The following is a 19,040-nucleotide window of genomic DNA, read 5'->3' as shown; positions in this document are numbered from 1 at the left end:
TCAGCGGGCGCGGTCCGCCGCCTCCTCCGCGCGCAGCGCGATCCGCCACAGCTCCTCGCGCAGGCGGGCGACGTCCGCCGGGCCGAGCCCCGTCGCCGTGAGGAGGGCGCCGGGCACGCGCTCCGCGCGCTCCCGCAGTTCCTCCGCGCGCCCCGTGCACGCCACGAGCACCGAGCGCTCGTCGTGCGGGGCGCGCTCCCGGCGTACGAGACCGGCGCCCTCCAGCCGCTTCAGCAACGGCGACACCGTGCCGTAGTCCAGCCGCAGCGCGCCCGCCAGCTCCTTCACCGTCGTCTCGCCGCGCTCCCACAGGACCAGCAGCACCAGGTACTGGGGGTAGGTGAGACCCAGCTCGTCGAGGAGCGGGCGGTACGCGGCAGTCACCGCGCGCTGGGCGGCGTACAGCGCGAAGCACAGCTGCTGGTCGAGGAGCGGCGGCCCGGCAACCCCTTCGTCGTCTTGACCCGTCACGCGCCCATTGTCACGGACCGCGGGTCGAAGCCGAACGGCAGCTCCAGCCGGTGGGCGCGCATCAGGGCGTCGTCGGACAGCAGTTCGCCGGTCGGGCCGTCCGCCGCGATGACGCCCTCGCTGAGGATCAGGGAGCGCGGGCACAGCTCCAGCGCGTACGGCAGATCGTGGGTGACCATCAGCACGGTCACGTCCAGGGAGCGCAGGATGTCGGCGAGCTCCCGGCGGGACGCGGGGTCCAGGTTGGACGACGGCTCGTCCAGGACGAGGATCTCCGGCTCCATCGCCAGCACGGTCGCGACGGCCACCCGGCGCCGCTGCCCGAACGACAGGTGGTGCGGCGGGCGGTCCTTGAACGCGGCCATGCCGACCTGCTCCAGCGCGCGGTCCACCCGCGCCTCCAGCTCCGCCCCCTTCAGCCCGGCCGCCGCCGGCCCGAACGCCACGTCCTCGCGGACCGTCGGCATGAACAGCTGGTCGTCGGGGTCCTGGAAGACGATGCCGACCTTGCGCCGGATCTCCGCCATGTGCCGCTTGCCCACCGGCAGCCCGGCGACCGTCACGGTGCCCGCCCCGCCGGTCAGGATGCCGTTGAGGTGCAGGACGAGGGTCGTCTTGCCGGCGCCGTTCGGACCGAGCAGCGCGACCCGCTGGCCCCGCTCGATGGAGAAGTCGACGCCGAACAGGGCCTGGTGCCCGTCGGGGTAGGCGAAGGCGAGGCCGGAGACCTCCAGAGAAGCTGTCACAGCATCCATCCCAGCAGACAGACGACGAGCGCGGCACACGGCAGGGTGAGGGCGTACGACCACTGCGCGCGGGAGGCGGTCACCTCGTCGATGACGGGCATGGCGCCCGCGTACCCCCGGCTCACCATGGCCAGGTGCACGCGTTCCCCGCGCTCGTAGGAGCGGATGAACAGGGCGCCCGCGGACTTGGCGAGCACCCCCCAGTGCCTGAGACCGCGCGCCTCGAAGCCGCGTGACTCGCGCGCGATGCGCATGCGCCGCATCTCGTCGGCGATGACATCGCCGTAGCGGATCATGAAGGAGGCGATCTGCACGAGCAGCGGCGGCAGCTTCAGCCGCTGGAGCCCGAGCAGCAGTTCGCGCAGTTCGGTGGTGGCGGCCAGCAGGACGGACGCGGCGACGCCGAGGGTGCCCTTGGCGAGCACGTTCCAGGCGCCCCACAGACCGCTGACGCTCAGCGACAGGCCGAGCACCTCGACCCGCTCGCCCTCCGCCACGAACGGCATCAGGACCGCGAACGCGACGAACGGGACCTCGATCAGCAGCCGCTTGAGCAGGAAACCGGCGGGCACGCGCGCGGTGTACGCGACGACGGCCAGCAGCGTCGCGTACACCGCGAACGCCCACATCGCCTCGCGCGGGGTGGAGACCACCACCAGCACGAACGCGAAGACGGCGGCGAGTTTGGTGTGCGGCGGCAGCCCGTGCACGGGGGAGTGCCCGTGCCGGTAGAGCCGGTGCGCGTGCCCTGCGCCCATGACGTCAGACGTTCTCGACCGTGGTGGACGACGGCGACGTCCCGGCGTCACGGCGTCGGCGCACCGCCCAGAACACCGCGCTGCCCGCGACGACGGTCACGCCCACGCCGATCACACCCGCGAGGCCGCCGGAGAGCCGGGCGTCGTCGACGTCCTCGACGCCGTAGTCGGCCAGCGGGGAGCCGGCGGCGGCGTGCTCCTTCGCCTTCTCGTCGATGCCGTGGTCGGCGGCGACCTTCTCCAGGCCGTCGGGGTCGGCGGAGGCGTAGAAGCTGACGAACCCGGCGAGCACCAGGGACGCGGCGAGGCCGCCGAGCCACACCTTGCGGTGCGAGGCGCGGACCGGGGCGGCGGCCTCCGGCGCGGGCGCGTCGACCAGCTCGCCGCCGACCCGCAGCTTCAGCGGATTGCGCAGGTCCCGGGCGCCGTACACGAGGTCGGGGCGTACGGCGATCACGGCGCCGACGGTCAGCGCGGTGATCGCGGCCTCGCCGATGCCGATCAGGACGTGCACGCCGACCATGGCCGTGGCGACCTTGCCGATGGAGACGTCCGTGGTGCCGCCGATCCAGTACAGGAGGGTGAAGGCCAGCGCCGCGGCGGGCACGGAGAGCAGCGACGCGGCGAAGGAGGCGGCCGTGACGGAGCGGCGGGTGCGGGGCAGCACCTTCACCAGGCCGCGGAAGACGGCGTAGGCGACGACGACGGTGACCACCGCCATGTCGGTGATGTTCACGCCGAGCGCGGTGAGGCCGCCGTCGGCGAAGAGGATGCCCTGCATGAGCAGCACGACGGATATGCACAGCACGCCGGTGTAGGGGCCCACGAGTATCGCGGCGAGCGCCCCGCCGAGGAGGTGTCCGCTGGTTCCCGCGGCGACCGGGAAGTTCAGCATCTGGACGGCGAAGACGAACGCCGCCACGAGGCCCGCGAGCGGCGCGGTGCGTTCGTCGAGCTCGCGGCGCGCGCCGCGCAGGCTCACGGCGACGGCGCCTGCGGCGACGACTCCGGTGGCCACGGAGATGGGAGCGTTGATGAATCCGTCGGGTACATGCACCGTCCGATGATGTGGCTTGATGCGAACGGTTTGCAAGAGCGAGCGGATTTCGCCATGAGGTGTAAGGCGGAAAATATGGGACATTGGAGTGGAAGCGGATCCACAGTTTCCGCCTAGGTCACTCACTGTTAGGGGCCGTCCCGATGTCCGTAGTCGAACAGTACGCGCGAGCCCACATCGTCACGGACGCGGACGTCCGGACGACCGACGACCGGGAAGCGGTTCCGGTCATCCTCCGGTACGACCCCGACAGCGACCCCCGCGCGGTCCGCGTCGGCCTGCCCGGCACCCACGAGTGGACCTTCTCCCGCGCGCTCCTCGAACAGGGACTGCGCGCGCCGGCCGGGTCCGGCAGCGTCCGGGTGTGGCCGTGCGGCCGGGTGCAGGCCGTGGTGGAGTTCCACGACCCGCAGGGCAGCGTCTCCGTCGTGCAGTTCGACTCCAAGGCGCTGATCCGCTTCCTGCGCCGCACCTATCTGGCGGCCTCCATGGAGACCGCCCGCACCGCCCCCTCGGCCCGCTGATCAGCCGCCGAGCTTCAGCAGCGCCGCCACGATCGGCCCCGCCGTCTCCCCGCCGTGCCCGGCGGCCTGGACGACACCCGCGGCCGCCAGATCGTTCCGGTACGCCGTGAACCAGCCGTTGGGCTTCTTCTGGCCGTCGACCTCGGCCGAACCGGTCTTCGCCCCGGCGTCACCGCCGACCCCGGCCATCGCCTCGGCCGCCGTGCCGTACGCCGCCGTGTACGACATCAGGTCCCTCAGCTGCGCCAGCGTCGAGCCGGACATCGTGCGCGAGGCCTTGGCGAGGGCCCGCCCGTCCACCGACGGGGCCACCAGATACGGCTGACGGAACACGCCCGACTTCACCGTGGCCGACACCGACGCCATGTTCAGCGGGTTCATCCGCACCCCGGCCTGACCGATCAGCGCCGCCCCCATCTGCGCCTTCGACTGCACCGGCACCGAGCCGTCGAAGGTGGGCACGCCGACCGCCCAGTTGTTCAGCGACAGACCGAACACCTGCTGGGCCTGCTTGGTCAGATCGTCGTCCGCGAGCTCCGGGGCCTGGCTGATGAACGCCGTGTTGCAGGACCGCGCGAAGCTCGCCTTGAACGTGCCGCCCTTGATCTCGAACTTGTCGTCGTTCTGGAACTTCCAGCCGCCGTAGGTGAAGTACTTCGGGCACGGATGCGCCTTGTCGGCGGAGGCCAGCCCCTTCTCGATCAGCATCGAGGAGGTGATGACCTTCATCGTGGAGCCGGGCGCCAGCGAGCCCTGGAAGGCGGTGTTGAAGTTCGGCGAGGAGTTCGCCACGGCCAGGATCTCGCCGGTCGACGGCTTCAGGACGACCACCGAGGCGCGCGACCTGGCGGCGACCTGCTTCTCCGCGGCCGCCTGGAACCGCGGGCTGAGCGTCGTTCTCACCGTGCCGGGCGTGCCCTCGCTCAGCTCGACCAGCGTCTTGTCGGACAGCTTCTTCGCCTCGGACGCCTTGCCGCGGACCACCCGCAGCTCGACGCCCGCCGTGCCGCCCGCCGTCTTGCCGTACTTCTCGCGCAGTCCGTCGAGGACCGGCCGCAGCGAGGGGTACTTCTTAGTGGTCAGCTCGCCGCCGTCCCGGTCGAGGGCCTTCACCGGCGGGGTGCCGGCCTCACCGGTGACGAGCTTGTCGCCCTCGCGCAGGTCGGGGTGGACGACGGCGGGCGTCCAGTCGACCAGGGGCTCACCGTCCGAGGCGCGGCGCACCACGGTCAGCGTGCTGCCGTACGTCAGCGGCTTGCTGACGCCCTTGTGGGTCACCGTGCCCTTCACGGTGAACGGCACCTTGTCGCCGGCGCGGGTGCCGGGGGTGAGGGTGACGTCCTCGACGTGGGCGGTCTTGGTGTAGCCGGTGAGCAGGGCGGTGGCGGCCGCGCTGTCGTCCGTGGCGGCGGCGGCCTCCCGGACCTGCCCCTGCTGCCAGGCGGTGAGGAAGCGCTGGGCCGCGGTGGTGACCTCGGTCGCGGACAGCGGGCCGGTCCGCACGGACTTCGTCTTCGGGCCCGAGGACGAGGCCGCCGTACCGTTCTCGGCCGCGGCGCCGCCGCCCAGCAACGCGTAGGCGCCGATCCCGGCGCCGCCGACGACCGCGGCGATCACCCCGCCGATGACGGCGGGTCTCGTCTTGCGTCGCTCGGCGACGTGCCTTCTGTTGCCCACTGCTCTTCCGATCCTCCGCGGCGTCCCGGATCCTCCGGACCGCCGGCACCCTCGTGGCCTCTACGGCCCCACAGCCTTCACCGTCTGCAACGACGGCACCACACTAGAGTCCCCTCCGGTGGGCGTGAGATCAGCCACCCGCCCGTCCCCGGGCGCCGTCAGCCGCCCGCGAGGAGTACCGCCGCCACGATCGGCCCCGCCGTCTCGCCGCCGCGGCCGCCCTGCTGGGCCATCGCCGCCGCCGCGATGTCGTCGCGGTAGCCGGTGAACCAGCTGTTGGCCTTGTCCTGGTTGTCCACCTCGGCGGACCCCGTCTTCGCGCCGATGGCGCCGCCCAGCTTCGACATCACGGGGGCCGCGGTGCCGCTGGTGGCGGTGCGGTTCATCATCGCCCGCAGCTGCTCGGCCGTGCCGGACGGCAGTCCCCGCGCGGTGGCCAGTTCCCGGTCGTCGAGGCTCTGCGGCACGATCACCGGCTGGCGGAACACCCCGGACTTCACGGTGGCCGTCACCGACGCCATGTTCAGCGGGCTCATCTGGACCTGGCCCTGGCCGATCAGGCCGGCCGCGGTGTCCGGGCCGCCGGCGGCCGGGACCGAGCCGTCGAAGGAGGGCACGCCGACCTGCCAGGTGCGGCCGATGCCGAAGCGGTCCTCGGCCTCCCGGGTCAGGGAGTCGACCCGCACCTCGTCGGCGAACTTGATGAAGGCCGTGTTGCAGGAGACGGCGAAGCTGTCGGAGAGGGTGGCGTTCTCGTCGGGGGCGAGGCCCGGCAGGTTGCCGAAGGTCTGGCTCTCCGAGACCGCCGAATCAGGGCAGGGTGCCGGACCGTTCATGCTGGTCAGCCCGCTGTCGATCAGCATGGCCGCGCTGACTATCTTCATCGTGGAACCGGGTGCCACCTGGCCCAGGAACGCCGCGTTCCAGCCGTCCGCGCGGTTGTTGGCGACCGCCAGCACCTCCCCGGTGCTCGGCTTCACGGCGACCACGGACGACTCCGCGTACTGCTCCACCGCCCGCTCGGCGGCGGCCTGCGCGCTCGCGCTCAGCGTCGTCGGCAGCTTGCCCGCCTTGCCCTCGGCGAGGGTCAGCAGCGAGGTGTCGGCGGCGCCGGACCCCTCGGCGTGCCGGACCACCAGCTCGACGCCCGGGGTGCCGCCGGCCTTGTCGCCGTACCGCTTGCGCAGCTCGTCGAGGATGGGGCCGAGGGAGGGGTACTTCTCCGGGGTCAGTACCGCGCCGTCGCGGTCGACCGCCTCGATGGGCGGGCTCGCCGACTCCTCCGTGACGAGCGTGTCGCCGTCCTTCAGCCGGGGATGGACGACGGACGGCTCCCAGTCGACCAGCGCCCGGCCCGTGGTGACACCGCGGACGACGCTGAGCCGGCTGTCGTACGCCAGCGGCTTCTTCTTCCCCTCGTACGACACCGTCGCCTTCACCGAGAACGGCACCGTGGTGCCCTGGGCGGCGCCCGGAGTGATCCGCACGTCGGTGATGTGCGCGTCCTCACCGAAGGCCGTCAGCAGCGGCCCGGCCGCCTCGGCGTCGTTGGTGTACGACGCCGCGGTCGGGCCCCGGCCCTTCTCCCACGCGGCGAAGAACTTCCGCGTGGTCTCCTCGACCTCGTCGCCGCTCGGCGGACCGCTCTTCACGGTGTCGGTCCCACCGCCCCCGCCGCCGTCACCGTTCAGCGCGGACACGATGTTGAACGCCCCGTACCCGGCGCCCCCGACCATCGCGGCGAACACCGTGCCGACGATGGCGCCCTTGACCCCCTTGCGCATCGCGCGTTCCCCTCCCCGTTGTGGTCCCCCGCACTGTAAGTGCGAGGTGTGACAACAGGGATGGATGTTTTTCCGATCGTTAGCTGCCGCTACACCCAGGTATCCAGCCACATCCGTGAACGCCAGTCGTCGATCGGAATCGCCTGGCCCGTGTAGATCGGCCAGAAGTAGATGAAGTTCCACGCGATCAGCAGCACCAGCACGCCCGCGCCCGTCGCCCCCGCCACCCGGCGGGTGTCGTGCGCGCCGGGTGGGCCGACCAGTGCGCCGACCAGCATCGCCACCGCCAGGCACAGGAACGGCACGAACACGACGGCGTAGAAGAAGAAGATCGTCCGCTCCTGGTACAGGAACCAGGGCAGGTAGCCGGCGACGACGGCGCAGGCGATCGCGCCCGCGCGCCAGTCGCGGCGGAAGAACCAGCGCCACAGCACGTACAGCAGCGCGAAACAGGCCACCCACCACAGCATCGGCGTGCCCAGCGCCAGCACCTCGCGGGCGCACTTCTCGCCCGCGTCCGCGGGACAGCCGTCCGTGCCGGGTGCCGGGGACTCGTAGAAGTACGACACCGGGCGGCCGTCGACGATCCAGCTCCACGGGTTCGACTGGTACGTGTGCGGCGACGACAGGCCGACGTGGAACTCGTACACCTGGGTCTCGTAGTGCCACAGGCTGCGCCACCAGTCCGGGAACAGCCACGACCAGCTGCTGTCCTTGCCGTCGGTCGCGGCCCAGTCGCGGTAGTAGCCGCCGCTGCCGTCGCTCGGGGAGAGGATCCAGCCGGTCCAGCTCGCGACGTACGTGACGAGCGCGACCGGCACCGTCGACAGGAACGCCCAGCCCAGATCCCGCCGGATCACCGCCTGGTACGGCTGCCGCGCGCCCGCCACCCGGCGGGACGCCACGTCCCACAGGACCGTCATCAGGCCGAACGCGGCCAGGATGTACAGGCCGTTCCACTTGACGCCGAACGCCAGCCCCAGCATCAGACCGGCCAGCAGCCGCCACGGCCGCCAACCCAGGCGGGTGTGCTCCGCCGTGTACGCGTCCGGCCGGACCCGGCCGTCGGCGTCCGCCGGGAGCGCGGCGGCCAGCTTCCCGCGCGCCTTGTCACGGTCCACCACCAGGCAGCCGAACGCGGCCAGCACGAAGAACATCAGCACGCCGTCGAGCAGCGCGGTACGGCTCATCACGAAGTGCAGTCCGTCCACCGCCAGCAGCGCGCCCGCCAGGCAGCCGAGGAAGGTGGAGCGGAACAGCCGGCGGCCGATCCGGCACAGCAGCAGCACCGACAGGGTGCCGAGCAGCGCCGTCATGAACCGCCAGCCGAACGGGTCGAACCCGAAGATCAGCTCGCCGAGCCCGATGACGTACTTGCCGACCGGCGGATGCACCACATAGGCCGCGTCGGACGGGATGGGGACATGGCCGCCCGTCGACAGGACCAGATCGTTGACGTTCTTGTCCCAGTTGACCTCGAAACCGCGGTGGACGAGCGCCCACGCGTCCTTGGCGTAGTACGTCTCGTCGAATATCACCGCCTTCGGGCTGCCCAGGTTCCAGAACCGCAGCACACCCGCGAACAGCGTCACCAGCAGCGGCCCGAGCCAGCCGGACCAGCGCACCAGCCACCGGGCGAGCCCGTGCGGCACCCCGAGCGCCGCCCACAGCCGCGGGCTCGGCTCGGCGTACGGCGGCACCAGCCGGTCGCGGACGTCACCGCGGGTTCCCGCGCGGTAGCCGAAACGGCGCAGCCGCCGCTGCCACGACGGCTGCGCGTCGAGGGCTGCCTGGTCCTGCCGGGTGTCCGTGGAGGACGCGGTACTGGTCACCGCGCCATCGTAGGGAACCGTGCTGTGTGAGTCCCGTGCATGGCCCCTGCGAGGATGGAACCGTGACAGACACTCCCGGAACCCTGGTCCTCGCCGGCACTCCCATCGGCGACATCTCCGACGCCCCGCCCCGGCTCGCCGAGGAGCTGGCCGGGGCCGACGTGGTCGCCGCGGAGGACACCCGCCGGCTGCGCCGCCTCACCCAGGCGCTCGGCGTGACCCCCAAGGGGCGTGTCGTGTCGTACTTCGAGGGCAACGAGTCCGCCCGTACGCCCGAACTCGTCGAGGCCCTGCTCGGCGGCGCGCGCGTGCTGCTCGTCACGGACGCGGGCATGCCGTCGGTGTCCGACCCCGGGTACCGGCTGGTCGCGGCGGCCGTCGAGCAGGACATCCGGGTGACCGCCGTGCCGGGGCCGTCCGCGGTGCTCACCGCGCTCGCGCTGTCCGGGCTGCCGGTGGACCGCTTCTGCTTCGAGGGGTTCCTGCCGCGCAAGGCCGGCGAGCGGCTGGGCCGGCTGCGCGAGGTCGCCGAGGAGCGGCGCACCCTTGTCTACTTCGAGGCCCCGCACCGGCTCGACGACACCCTCGCCGCGATGGCCGAGGTGTTCGGCGGCGAGCGGCGGGCCGCCGTCTGCCGCGAACTGACCAAGACCTACGAGGAGGTCCGGCGCGGCCCGCTGGCCGAGCTGGCGGCGTGGGCGGCGGAGGGCGTCCGCGGGGAGATCACCGTCGTCGTCGAGGGCGCGCCGCAGGCCGCGCCGCAGGAGCTGGACGCGGCGGAGCTCGTGCGCCGGGTGCGGGTGCGTGAGGAGGCGGGGGAGCGGCGCAAGGAGGCGATCGCGGCGGTGGCCGTGGAGGCGGGTGTGCCGAAGCGGGTGGTCTTCGACGCGGTGGTCGCCGACAAGCGGTCGTCCGCGGGCTGACGGGCTCCCGCCCGTGCGGTGGCGCCGCATATCGGACAGCGCCTCGCGCCCCTGAGTCTGTTTCTCATCCGCCGGTAAAGCAGTCCGGGCGTTTCTGCAAGAGGGCGTCAAAACCCGTTCAACAGTGGACAGTTGGCGTGCTTTCGGCACTGTACGGGAGTCCACTGGAGGCGGGGCAGGAGCTGTCCCCACTCCAGCGGACACCGGGAGCTGGCATGAGCGAGCCGACCGCCGTCGTTCACGAGTCGTACTCCTTCGCCTGCATGCGCTGCGGGCACGCGTGGGAGCAGTCGTACGAGATAGAGCACCACGTCGACGCCGAGGGCCGGGAGTTCGTCCTGTACGTGGCGGACGGGCGGGTCGTGCCGTCGCCGTTGCGGCGGCCCGAGTGCCGCAACTGTGAGGGGCACGTCGTCCGGATCATGCGGGCCGGCCAGGTGTCGTCGGCACTGAGCGCGCTGCACCCGCCCCTCCAGCGCCGGGCCGGCTGAGGTCCGCGCCTTTCGTAGGATCGGGGCATGTCCTCCCACGACGAAGCCCCGCCGCTGCCCGAGCCCCTCCGGGTGCCGGTCGCCGACTCCCACACCCACCTCGACATGCAGTCCGGCACGGTCGCCGAGGCACTGCTGACGGCCGAGTCCGTGGGCGTCACGACCCTGGTGCAGGTCGGCTGTGACGTGCGCGGCTCGCAGTGGGCGGCCGAGACCGCCGCCGCGTACCAGAACGTCCACGCCGCCGTCGCCCTGCACCCCAACGAGGCCCCGCGGATCGTGCACGGCGACCCCGACGGCTGGTCCCGGCAGGGCGCGCGCGAGCCCGGCGGGCAGGCGGGGCTCGACGCGGCCCTGGCCGAGATCGACCGGCTGGCCGCGCTGCCCCAGGTGAAGGGCGTCGGGGAGACCGGCCTCGACTACTTCCGCACCGGGCCCGAGGGCAAGGAGGCGCAGGAGACGTCCTTCCGCGCCCACATAGAGATCGCCAAGCGGCACGGCAAGGCGCTGGTCATCCACGACCGCGAGGCCCACGCGGACGTCCTGCGCATCCTGAAGGAGGAGGGCGCGCCGGAGCGCACGGTGTTCCACTGCTACTCCGGGGACGCCGAGATGGCCGAGATCTGCGCCCGCGCCGGCTACTTCATGTCCTTCGCCGGCAACGTCACCTTCAAGAACGCCCAGAACCTCCGCGACGCGGTGGCGGTGGCCCCGCCGGAGCTGCTGCTGGTGGAGACCGACGCGCCCTTCCTGACGCCGGCGCCGTACCGCGGACGGCCCAACGCGCCCTACCTCATCCCGATCACCGTGCGCGCGATGGCCGCCGTGCGCGGCATCGACGAGGACGCGATGGCGACGGCCGTCGCGGCGAACACGGCACGCGCCTTCGGTTACTGATCGTCACATCGCCACATTCCGTAGTCGCGTCGCTTTGGAGAGTGACGAACGCTCCGCTAGGTTCTGGGGGCCCGATCGGACCCCGGGCCCCCTCTTCGGACCCTCTGGCCTCCTGGAGTGTGTCGGCGTGAGCAGTTCGCAGTACGCGCGGTACGGGTACGGCCCCGATCACGGGGCGCACGACACGGACACGCGCGTCGATCCGCACACCGCGGAGACCCTGACGTACGGGGTGGTGTCTCCCGCGCCGGCGCCCGGCACGCGCACCACGGTGAACCGGCGGGCCGCGCGCCGGCGCAAGCCGCGCTACGCCGAGCGGCCGGACGGCTCCGTGCGCCGGCTGCTCCCGCAGGCGCTGGTCGTCGCCTTCCTCGCCGGCGGCACCACCGCCTTCGTCGCCAAGGACAAGGCGGTCGATCTGAGCGTCGACGGCAGACCGCGCGCCCTGCACACCTTCGCCGACGACGTCACCGAACTCCTCGCGGACCAGGGCGTCGAACTGGGCGCGCACGACATGGTCGAGCCCGCCCCCGGCACCCCCCTCACCAGCGGCGACGAGGTGACGGTGAGCTACGGACGCCCCGTACGGCTCACCCTCGACGGACACCGGCGCGAGGTGTGGACGACGGCGCGCACGGTGGAAGGGGCGCTCAGGCAATGGGGGGTGCGCGCGGAGGGCGCGTACCTCTCCACCGCGCGCTCCCGGCGCATCGGCCGGGCCGGCCTCACCCTGGACGTCCGCACCGAGCGCTCCGTCACGATCATGGCCGACGGCCGCGCCCGCACCGTCCGCACCAACGCGGCGACCGTCCGCGAGGCCGTCGAACAGGCCGGCATCACCCTGCGCGGCGAGGACACCACCTCCGTCCCGCCCGGCAGCTTCCCGCGCGACGGGCAGACCGTCACCGTCCTGCGGATCACCGGCGGCAAGGAGGTCCGCGAGGAGCAGATCCCCTTCCAGGTGCGGCGCGTCCAGGACCCCACCGTGTTCCGGGGCACGGAGGTCGTCGAGCAGGCCGGGCTGCCCGGGTTGCGCCGGGTCACCTACTCCCTGCGCACCGTCAACGGGGTCCGGCAGAAGCCGCGCCGGCTGCGCAGCGAGCTGGTGCGCGAACCGCGGGCACAGGTGGTGAAGGTCGGCACGCGGCCGCTGCCGACGTCCGTGCGGGGCGCCGACCACCTGAACTGGCGGGGACTCGCGGAATGCGAGTCGGGCGGGCGGCCCGACGCGGTCGACCCCTCCGGGACGTACGGCGGCCTGTACCAGTTCGACACCACCACCTGGCACGACCTCGGCGGCTCCGGCCGCCCGCAGGACGCCCCGGCGGAGGAGCAGACGTTCCGGGCGAAGAAGCTGTACCTGCGGCACGGGGCCAGCCCCTGGCCGCACTGCGGGGCACGGCTGAACGGCTGAGCGGGGCCGCCACGGACCGAGCCGTCCCCGCGCCCCCGTACCCTTGTGCCGTGAGCAGCCCCACCCCTGACGCCCTGCTGGGCCCCGCCGACGTCCGTGAACTGGCGGCAGCCCTCGGCGTACGCCCCACGAAGCAGCGTGGCCAGAACTTCGTGATCGACGCGAACACGGTCCGCCGTATCGTCCGCACCGCCGAGGTGCGGCCCGACGACGTGGTCGTCGAAGTCGGCCCGGGGCTCGGCTCGCTCACGCTGGCCCTGCTGGAGGTGGCCGACCGGGTCACCGCAGTCGAGATCGACGACGTGCTGGCCGCCGCGCTGCCCGCCACGATCGCCGCGCGGATGCCGGAGCGCGCCGACCGGTTCGAGCTGGTGCACTCCGACGCGATGCACGTCGGCGAGCTGCCGGGTCCCGCGCCGACCGCGCTGGTCGCGAACCTGCCGTACAACGTCGCCGTGCCCGTGCTGCTGCACATGCTCGACACGTTCCCGAGCATCGAGCGCACCCTGGTCATGGTGCAGGCGGAGGTCGCCGACCGGCTGGCCGCGGCGCCCGGCTCGAAGGTGTACGGGGTGCCCTCGGTGAAGGCGAACTGGTACGCCGAGGTCAAGCGGGCCGGTGCCATCGGCCGCAACGTCTTCTGGCCGGCGCCGAACGTGGACAGCGGCCTGGTCGCGCTCACCCGCCGCACCGAGCCGATCAAGACCGCCGCCTCCAAGCGGGAGGTGTTCGCCGTCGTCGACGCGGCGTTCGCCCAGCGGCGCAAGACCCTGCGGGCCGCGCTCGCCGGCTGGGCCGGCTCCGCGGCCGCCGCGGAGGCCGCCCTGGTCGCCGCGGGCGTCTCCCCTCAGGCGCGCGGCGAGTCGCTGACCGTCGAGGAGTTCGCCCGCATCGCCGAGAACAAGGCATCCGCCCAGACCGAGGAGCCCGTGCAGCAGTGAGCGTCACCGTCCGCGTCCCGGCCAAGGTCAACGTCCAGCTCGCGGTCGGCGCCGCCCGCCCCGACGGGTTCCACGACCTGGCGAACGTCTTCCTGGCGGTCGGCCTGTACGACGAGGTCACCGCCACGCCGTCGCCCGGCGGACCGCGCGTCACCTGCTCCGGTCCCGACGCCGACCAGGTCCCGCTCGACCGTACGAACCTGGCCGCTCGCGCGGCGGAGGCGCTGGCCGCGCGGTACGGCCGTACGCCCGACGTCCACCTGCACATCGCCAAGGACATCCCCGTCGCGGGCGGCATGGCGGGCGGCAGCGCGGACGGCGCGGCGGCCCTGCTGGCGTGCGACGCGCTGTGGCAGACCGGCGCCTCCCGCCCGGAGCTGCTGGAGATCTGCGCCGAACTGGGCAGCGACGTGCCGTTCAGCATGGTCGGCGGGGCGGCGCTGGGCACGGGCCGCGGCGAGATGCTGACGGAACTGGAGGTCGGGGGCACCTTCCACTGGGTGTTCGCGCTCGCTGACGGCGGGCTGTCGACGCCGGCGGTGTTCCGGGAGTTCGACCGCCTGACGGAGGGCACCGACGTCCCCGAGCCGGTCGCCTCCCCCGAGCTCCTGACGGCCCTCGCCAAGGGCGACGCCCACGCCCTCGCCGCGACCCTCGTCAACGACCTCCAGCCCGCCGCCCTCTCCCTTCGCCCGTCCCTGGCCGACACCCTCGCCGCGGGAACCGCCGCGGGAGCCCTGGCCGCGCTGGTCTCGGGCTCGGGCCCGACGACGGCGTTCCTGTGCGAGTCGGCCGCGGCGGCGGAGAAGACCGCCGAGACACTGAGCGCGTCCGGCACCTGCCGCTCCGTACGGGTGACGGCGGGTCCGGTGCCGGGGGCGACGGTGCTCTGAGCCGCGCTCAGAGGGTGTCGATCTCCGTCAGGTCGATGTCGACGGGGTAGGGCCGGTCGACCTTGACGCGGTCGCGGTACATGCCGGTGTGCACGTAGGCCTTGGTCAGCGGGTCCAGCTCGTACACGTGGATCACCGGCCTGCCGTCCGTGCCGTTCTTCTCCACGCGCCAGTAGTTCTCGATCCCGGCGGCGGCGTACTTCTGCGGTTTGGTCGTGCGGTCGCGGGACTCGGAGTCGGGGGATACGACTTCGACGGCGAGGAGCACGTGGCTCGCCCGGTAGCTCGTCTGGTCCGGGCCGGTGATCGCGTCACGGCGGATCACACTGATGTCGGGCTCCGGACCGTTGCGTTCGTCCAGGACCACCGTCATCTCCCGGCTGACCGCCAGCTCGGCGGGCAGAGTGCGGCGCAGGCCCCAGACGAGCAGGTCGAGTGCATTGGCGTGGAAACGGCGCTGCGGAGTCACGAAGACCAGGCTCCCGTCGATCAGCTCGGTGTGCGGCGGGAGATCCGGCAGGGTGAACAGGTCGTCCACGGTGTAACCGTCCTGTGGCGGCACCGGCCACTGGACGCGGTGCTCGACGGGCTCGGCAGTCATGGTTCCTCCCATGGACGGCATCATGGCGCCTGCCCTCCACGGTAGCCGCCCCGTCCCGATCAGGTCATCACAACGAGTGACCACCCCCTCGCGCGCCGCCCCGCACCTCCGAGGCCCTAGGCTTGAAGGCTGACCGGTCCCCCGTACGCAGGAGAGAAATGGCCGTCAACCTGGTCAATGTCGAGAACGTCAGCAAGGTGTACGGCACCCGTGCCCTGCTCGACGGCATCTCCCTCGGCGTCTCGGAAGGGGACCGCATCGGTGTCGTGGGTCGCAACGGCGACGGCAAGACGACGCTGATCCGGATGCTCGCCAAGCTGGAGGAGGCGGACTCCGGGCGGGTCACGCACTCCGGCGGGCTGCGTCTGGGCGTGCTCACGCAGCACGACTCCCTGGATCCCGAGGCGACCGTCCGGCACGAGGTCATCCGTGACCTCGCCGACCACGAGTGGGCGGGCAACGCCAAGATCCGGGACGTGCTGACCGGCCTGTTCGGCGGGCTGGACCTGCCGGGGTTCCCGCAGGGTCTGGACACGGTGATCGGGCCGCTCTCCGGCGGTGAGCGCCGCCGTATCGCGCTGGCCAAGCTGCTCATCGAGGAGCAGGACCTCATCGTCCTCGACGAGCCGACCAACCACCTGGACGTCGAGGGCATCGCCTGGCTGGCGAGGCATCTGCGCGAGCGCCGCTCCGCGCTGGTCTGCGTCACCCACGACCGCTGGTTCCTCGACCAGGTCTGCACCCGCATGTGGGACGTGCAGCGCGGCGACGTCTACGAGTACGAGGGCGGCTACTCCGACTACGTCTTCGCCCGCGCGGAGCGGGAGCGCATCGCCGCCACGGAGGAGGCCAAGCGGCAGAACCTGATCCGCAAGGAGCTGGCCTGGCTGCGCCGCGGCGCCCCCGCCCGCACGTCCAAGCCGCGCTTCCGCGTGGAGGCCGCCAACGAGCTGATCAAGGACGTGCCGCCGCCCCGGGACAGCAGCGAGCTGATGAAGTTCGCCTCCTCACGGCTCGGGAAGACCGTGTTCGACCTGGAGGACATCACCGTCCAGGCCGGCCCCAAGGTGCTGATGAAGCACGTGACCTGGCAGCTCGGCCCCGGCGACCGCATCGGCCTGGTCGGTGTCAACGGCGCCGGCAAGACCTCCCTGCTGCGGGCGATGGCCCAGGCCGCGCGGACCGAGGGCGAGGCCCAGCCCGCCGCCGGCCGGATCAACGTGGGCAAGACGGTCAAGCTGGCCTACCTCTCGCAGGAGGTCGCCGAACTCGACCCGACCTGGCGGGTCCTGGAGGCCGTACAGCGGGTGCGCGAGCGCGTCGACCTCGGCAAGGGCCGCGAGATGACCGCGGGTCAGCTGTGCGAGACGTTCGGGTTCAGCAAGGAGAAGCAGTGGACGCCCGTCGGCGACCTGTCCGGCGGTGAGCGGCGCCGGCTCCAGCTGCTGCGCCTCCTCATGGACGAGCCCAACGTCCTCTTCCTCGACGAGCCCACCAACGACCTCGACATCGAGACCCTGACCCAGCTGGAGGACGTCCTCGACGGCTGGCCCGGCTCGATGATCGTCATCTCCCACGACCGGTTCTTCGTCGAGCGCACCACCGACCGGGTGTTCGCCCTGCTCGGCGACGGCACCCTGCGGATGCTGCCGCGCGGCATCGACGAGTACCTGGAGCGGCGGCAGCGCATGGAGGAGGCGGCCGCGGCCGCCTCGCCCGTGGCGCAGAAGCCCGCGACTGCGGAGAAGAGCGCCGCCGACCAGCGCGCCGCGAAGAAGGAACTGCAGAAGATCGAGCGGCAGCTGGACAAGATCTCCGAGAAGGAGACCAAGCTGCACGCGCGGATCGCCGAGAACGCCACGGACTTCGCGAAGGTGGCCGAACTCGACGCCGAACTGCGGGATCTGGCGGGGCAGCGGGAGGAGCTGGAGCTGCGCTGGCTCGAACTCGCCGAGGAGGCCCAGGCGTAGTGAAGGGCGCGTGAAGGCGCGTAACGACGGCATCACGGGCCGGTCCTCCCTTGGGAACAGGGGAGGCTCCGGCCCGCTGTGCTGTCGGCGGCGGGTGATAGAAAGGGCCGTCTGAGAACCGTCTGAATACGTCTGAGAAACACGGGTGTGGCGGAAACGCAGCGCCACAGGGGCGCGGCGCCACATCGGTCACGAGGGGGAACCGCAGATGACCCAGCCGCCCAACCAGCCACCGCAGCAGCCGGGCGGCTTCGGCGCGCCGCAGAGCCAGCCGCCGCAGGGCGGTTTCGGAGCTCCGCAGGACCCCCGGCAGGGCACGCCCCCGCCCCCGGCGCAGCCCCCGCAGACCCCGCCGCCCCCGCAGGGCGCCCCGCAGCCGGGCTACGGCTACCCGCAGCAGCCCGGCCCGTACGGCACCCCTCAGCAGCCGGGGCCGTACGGCCGGCCCGGCCCTTACGGCCAGCAGCCCGGCCCCTACGGCCAGCCCCAGCAGCCGGGGCCGTACGGCCAGCCGGCCCAGCCCGGCCAGCAGCCCGGTTACGGCTACCCGCAGACCCAGTTCCCGGGCGGCCCCGGCACCCCGCCGCCCGCCGGGTCCGGCTCCCGCAACCCCTTCAAGGGCAAGCCCGCGCTGGCGGTCGGCGCGGCGGTCGCGGCACTGCTGGTGATAGGCGGCACCGTGTACGCGGTCGCCGGTGGTGACGAGGGCGGCAAGAAGGAGCCGGTCGCGGGCAAGAGCGACGACGCCAAGCCCACCGCCACCGACGCCCCGGTCAACCCGGGCGACGGCAGCGGCGACGGCGGCGCCGACCCGGACAACCTCAACGAGGGCCGCAAGGCGGGCGAGTCGAAGGTGCTCTGGTACAAGGAGGCGCCCGACGCGCCCGGTTCCGGTGCCGACGCCCCCGGCATGTGGATCACCGACAAGACGGCCGTGAAGGCGGTGTACGAGCAGGTCTTCGCGTACAACGTGGGCGACGGCAAGCCGACCTGGGACGCGATCACCTTCCCGCAGGAGATCTGCGCGGCCACCCCGCAGAAGTCGGCCGACGACAAGATCGTCGTGGCGTACATGAACGGCTCCAGCGACCGCGCCGAGTGCAACCAGCTCCAGCAGATCGACCTCGCCACCGGCAAGAAGGGCTGGAGCGGCGAGATCGGCGACGGCGACCTGTTCGACAGCACGATCACCGTCGAACTCTCCCTGGCCGGCGACACCCTGATGGTGGGCCGCTCGCAGTCCGGCACGGCGTACGACGTCAACACCGGCAAGAAGCTCTACGACAAGAAGAAGTACGGCGACGCCTGCTTCCCCGCCGCGTTCGCGGGCGGCTCCCGGCTGATCCAGGTCGCCTCCTGCGGGGCCGCCACGGACAAGGAGCACGAAGAGATCTCGGAGCTGGACCCGAAGACCGGCAAGGTCAAGTGGACGTTCGCGTACGAGAAGGGCTGGCGGATCACCCGGACCTTCTCCGTGGACCCGCTGGTCGTCTACAGCACCAACGAGGACACCGACAAGTGGAACGTCGCCACGTTCACCGGCAGCGGCAAGATCCGCTCCCAGGTCGACATCAAGGACGGCATCGCCCCCGAGTGCGGCATCGGCATCCTCCAGCGTGAACTGACGGGCTGCACGGGAGTCGTGGCCACCGCGGACACCCTCTTCCTGCCCACGGACGGCGACGCCGGCGCCAACGACGTCATCGCGATCTCCCTGGCCAACGGCAAGGAGAAGTGGCGGGTGAAGTCCCCGGCCGACGAGCCGATGCTGCCGCTGCGGGCCGAGGGCGGCAAGCTGATCGCCTACGTCGAGCCGTCGTACGACGCGGGCGGCCAGGTCGTGTCCATCGCGGCCACCGGCAGCAGCCACAAGCCGGCCAAGCTGCTGCAGAACCCGCAGGGCGCCGCGGACGTCGAGGGCAGCTTCTTCTCCCGGGACATCGACTGGGCGGACGGGCGGCTGTACATCTCCACCACGCGGCTGACCGGCAACGACGAAACCAAGGAGAAGCTGATGCTGGCCTTCGGCAAGTGACGCGCTCTCACTTTCTTCTCCCGTTC

General features: G+C 72.3%; 17 protein-coding genes. 9 read left to right on the top strand and 8 right to left on the bottom strand.

Features of this window, described 5'->3' with window-relative positions:
* From AMK31_RS17290 to AMK31_RS17275, 4 genes are read right to left on the bottom strand one after another with little or no spacing between them, the layout of a single operon-like run.
* Positions 1–471, bottom strand: coding sequence for a MarR family winged helix-turn-helix transcriptional regulator (locus AMK31_RS17290; RefSeq protein ID WP_073941433.1), 471 nt, complete (start codon positions 469–471; stop codon positions 1–3).
* Positions 468–1,226: an energy-coupling factor ABC transporter ATP-binding protein gene (locus AMK31_RS17285; protein ID WP_073941432.1), complete on the bottom strand. Its 759-nt coding sequence runs from the start codon at positions 1,224–1,226 to the stop codon at positions 468–470. The genes AMK31_RS17290 and AMK31_RS17285 overlap by 4 nt, the downstream gene beginning before the upstream one ends.
* Positions 1,214–1,975, bottom strand: a complete 762-nt coding sequence (gene cbiQ, locus AMK31_RS17280) for a cobalt ECF transporter T component CbiQ (protein ID WP_073941431.1) — start codon at positions 1,973–1,975, stop codon at positions 1,214–1,216. The genes AMK31_RS17285 and cbiQ overlap by 13 nt, the downstream gene beginning before the upstream one ends.
* Before the next feature lie 4 nt (positions 1,976–1,979).
* Positions 1,980–3,032 (bottom strand): energy-coupling factor ABC transporter permease, encoded by a 1,053-nt coding sequence (locus tag AMK31_RS17275; RefSeq protein WP_073941430.1) that lies wholly within the window; start codon positions 3,030–3,032, stop codon positions 1,980–1,982.
* Positions 3,033–3,175: 143 nt separating this feature from the next.
* Here AMK31_RS17275 and AMK31_RS17270 point away from each other — a divergent pair, with 143 nt between their 5' ends.
* Positions 3,176–3,556 carry an SsgA family sporulation/cell division regulator gene (locus AMK31_RS17270; RefSeq protein WP_073941429.1) on the top strand — a complete coding sequence of 127 codons (381 nt, stop codon included), beginning with the start codon at positions 3,176–3,178 and terminating at the stop codon, positions 3,554–3,556.
* Here the strand turns inward: AMK31_RS17270 and AMK31_RS17265 are convergent, their stop codons facing one another.
* The 3 genes from AMK31_RS17265 to AMK31_RS17255 all read right to left on the bottom strand — a co-directional run bounded on the left by AMK31_RS17265 (position 3,557) and on the right by AMK31_RS17255 (position 8,849).
* A complete protein-coding gene (locus AMK31_RS17265; RefSeq protein WP_073941428.1) occupies positions 3,557–5,233 on the bottom strand; it encodes a penicillin-binding transpeptidase domain-containing protein in 1,677 nt (558 codons plus the stop codon).
* A 158-nt stretch (positions 5,234–5,391) separates the two neighbouring features.
* On the bottom strand, positions 5,392–7,017 hold the full coding sequence (locus AMK31_RS17260) for a penicillin-binding transpeptidase domain-containing protein (RefSeq protein ID WP_073941427.1): 1,626 nt from the start codon (positions 7,015–7,017) through the stop codon (positions 5,392–5,394).
* A gap of 89 nt (positions 7,018–7,106) precedes the next feature.
* Positions 7,107–8,849, bottom strand: a complete 1,743-nt coding sequence (locus AMK31_RS17255) for a dolichyl-phosphate-mannose--protein mannosyltransferase (protein WP_073941426.1) — start codon at positions 8,847–8,849, stop codon at positions 7,107–7,109.
* Positions 8,850–8,911: 62 nt separating this feature from the next.
* On the opposite strand from AMK31_RS17255, the gene rsmI reads away from it, so the two are divergent.
* The 6 genes from rsmI to AMK31_RS17225 all read left to right on the top strand — a co-directional run bounded on the left by rsmI (position 8,912) and on the right by AMK31_RS17225 (position 14,408).
* Positions 8,912–9,772 carry a 16S rRNA (cytidine(1402)-2'-O)-methyltransferase gene (gene rsmI, locus AMK31_RS17250; protein WP_073941425.1) on the top strand — a complete coding sequence of 287 codons (861 nt, stop codon included), beginning with the start codon at positions 8,912–8,914 and terminating at the stop codon, positions 9,770–9,772.
* Positions 9,773–9,987: 215 nt separating this feature from the next.
* Positions 9,988–10,263 (top strand): hypothetical protein, encoded by a 276-nt coding sequence (locus tag AMK31_RS17245; RefSeq protein WP_073941424.1) that lies wholly within the window; start codon positions 9,988–9,990, stop codon positions 10,261–10,263.
* A gap of 27 nt (positions 10,264–10,290) precedes the next feature.
* The gene (locus AMK31_RS17240; protein WP_073941423.1) at positions 10,291–11,160 is read left to right on the top strand and encodes a TatD family hydrolase; all 870 of its coding nucleotides are present in this window, start codon (positions 10,291–10,293) and stop codon (positions 11,158–11,160) included.
* 127 nt (positions 11,161–11,287) lie between these two features.
* The gene (locus AMK31_RS17235) at positions 11,288–12,574 is read left to right on the top strand and encodes a resuscitation-promoting factor (protein WP_073941422.1); all 1,287 of its coding nucleotides are present in this window, start codon (positions 11,288–11,290) and stop codon (positions 12,572–12,574) included.
* A 50-nt stretch (positions 12,575–12,624) separates the two neighbouring features.
* A complete protein-coding gene (rsmA, locus tag AMK31_RS17230; RefSeq protein WP_073941421.1) occupies positions 12,625–13,515 on the top strand; it encodes a 16S rRNA (adenine(1518)-N(6)/adenine(1519)-N(6))-dimethyltransferase RsmA in 891 nt (296 codons plus the stop codon).
* Positions 13,512–14,408, top strand: a complete 897-nt coding sequence (locus AMK31_RS17225) for a 4-(cytidine 5'-diphospho)-2-C-methyl-D-erythritol kinase (protein WP_073941420.1) — start codon at positions 13,512–13,514, stop codon at positions 14,406–14,408. Before rsmA ends, AMK31_RS17225 begins: the two co-directional genes overlap by 4 nt.
* A gap of 7 nt (positions 14,409–14,415) precedes the next feature.
* Here the strand turns inward: AMK31_RS17225 and AMK31_RS17220 are convergent, their stop codons facing one another.
* Positions 14,416–15,009, bottom strand: coding sequence for a Uma2 family endonuclease (locus AMK31_RS17220; RefSeq protein ID WP_073941419.1), 594 nt, complete (start codon positions 15,007–15,009; stop codon positions 14,416–14,418).
* Between the two features lie 158 nt (positions 15,010–15,167).
* Between AMK31_RS17220 and AMK31_RS17215 the strand changes: the two genes are divergently transcribed.
* The gene (locus AMK31_RS17215; RefSeq protein WP_073941418.1) at positions 15,168–16,979 is read left to right on the top strand and encodes an ABC-F family ATP-binding cassette domain-containing protein; all 1,812 of its coding nucleotides are present in this window, start codon (positions 15,168–15,170) and stop codon (positions 16,977–16,979) included.
* 208 nt (positions 16,980–17,187) lie between these two features.
* Positions 17,188–19,014 carry an outer membrane protein assembly factor BamB family protein gene (locus tag AMK31_RS17210; protein ID WP_073941417.1) on the top strand — a complete coding sequence of 609 codons (1,827 nt, stop codon included), beginning with the start codon at positions 17,188–17,190 and terminating at the stop codon, positions 19,012–19,014.
* The last annotated feature ends 26 nt before the right edge of the window (positions 19,015–19,040 follow it).

Source organism: Streptomyces sp. TSRI0107 (assembly GCF_001905845.1).
Lineage (GTDB): Bacteria > Actinomycetota > Actinomycetes > Streptomycetales > Streptomycetaceae > Streptomyces.
The sequence above is the reverse complement of the archived record's forward strand: the minus strand, read 5'-3'. Positions and strand labels throughout refer to the sequence as shown.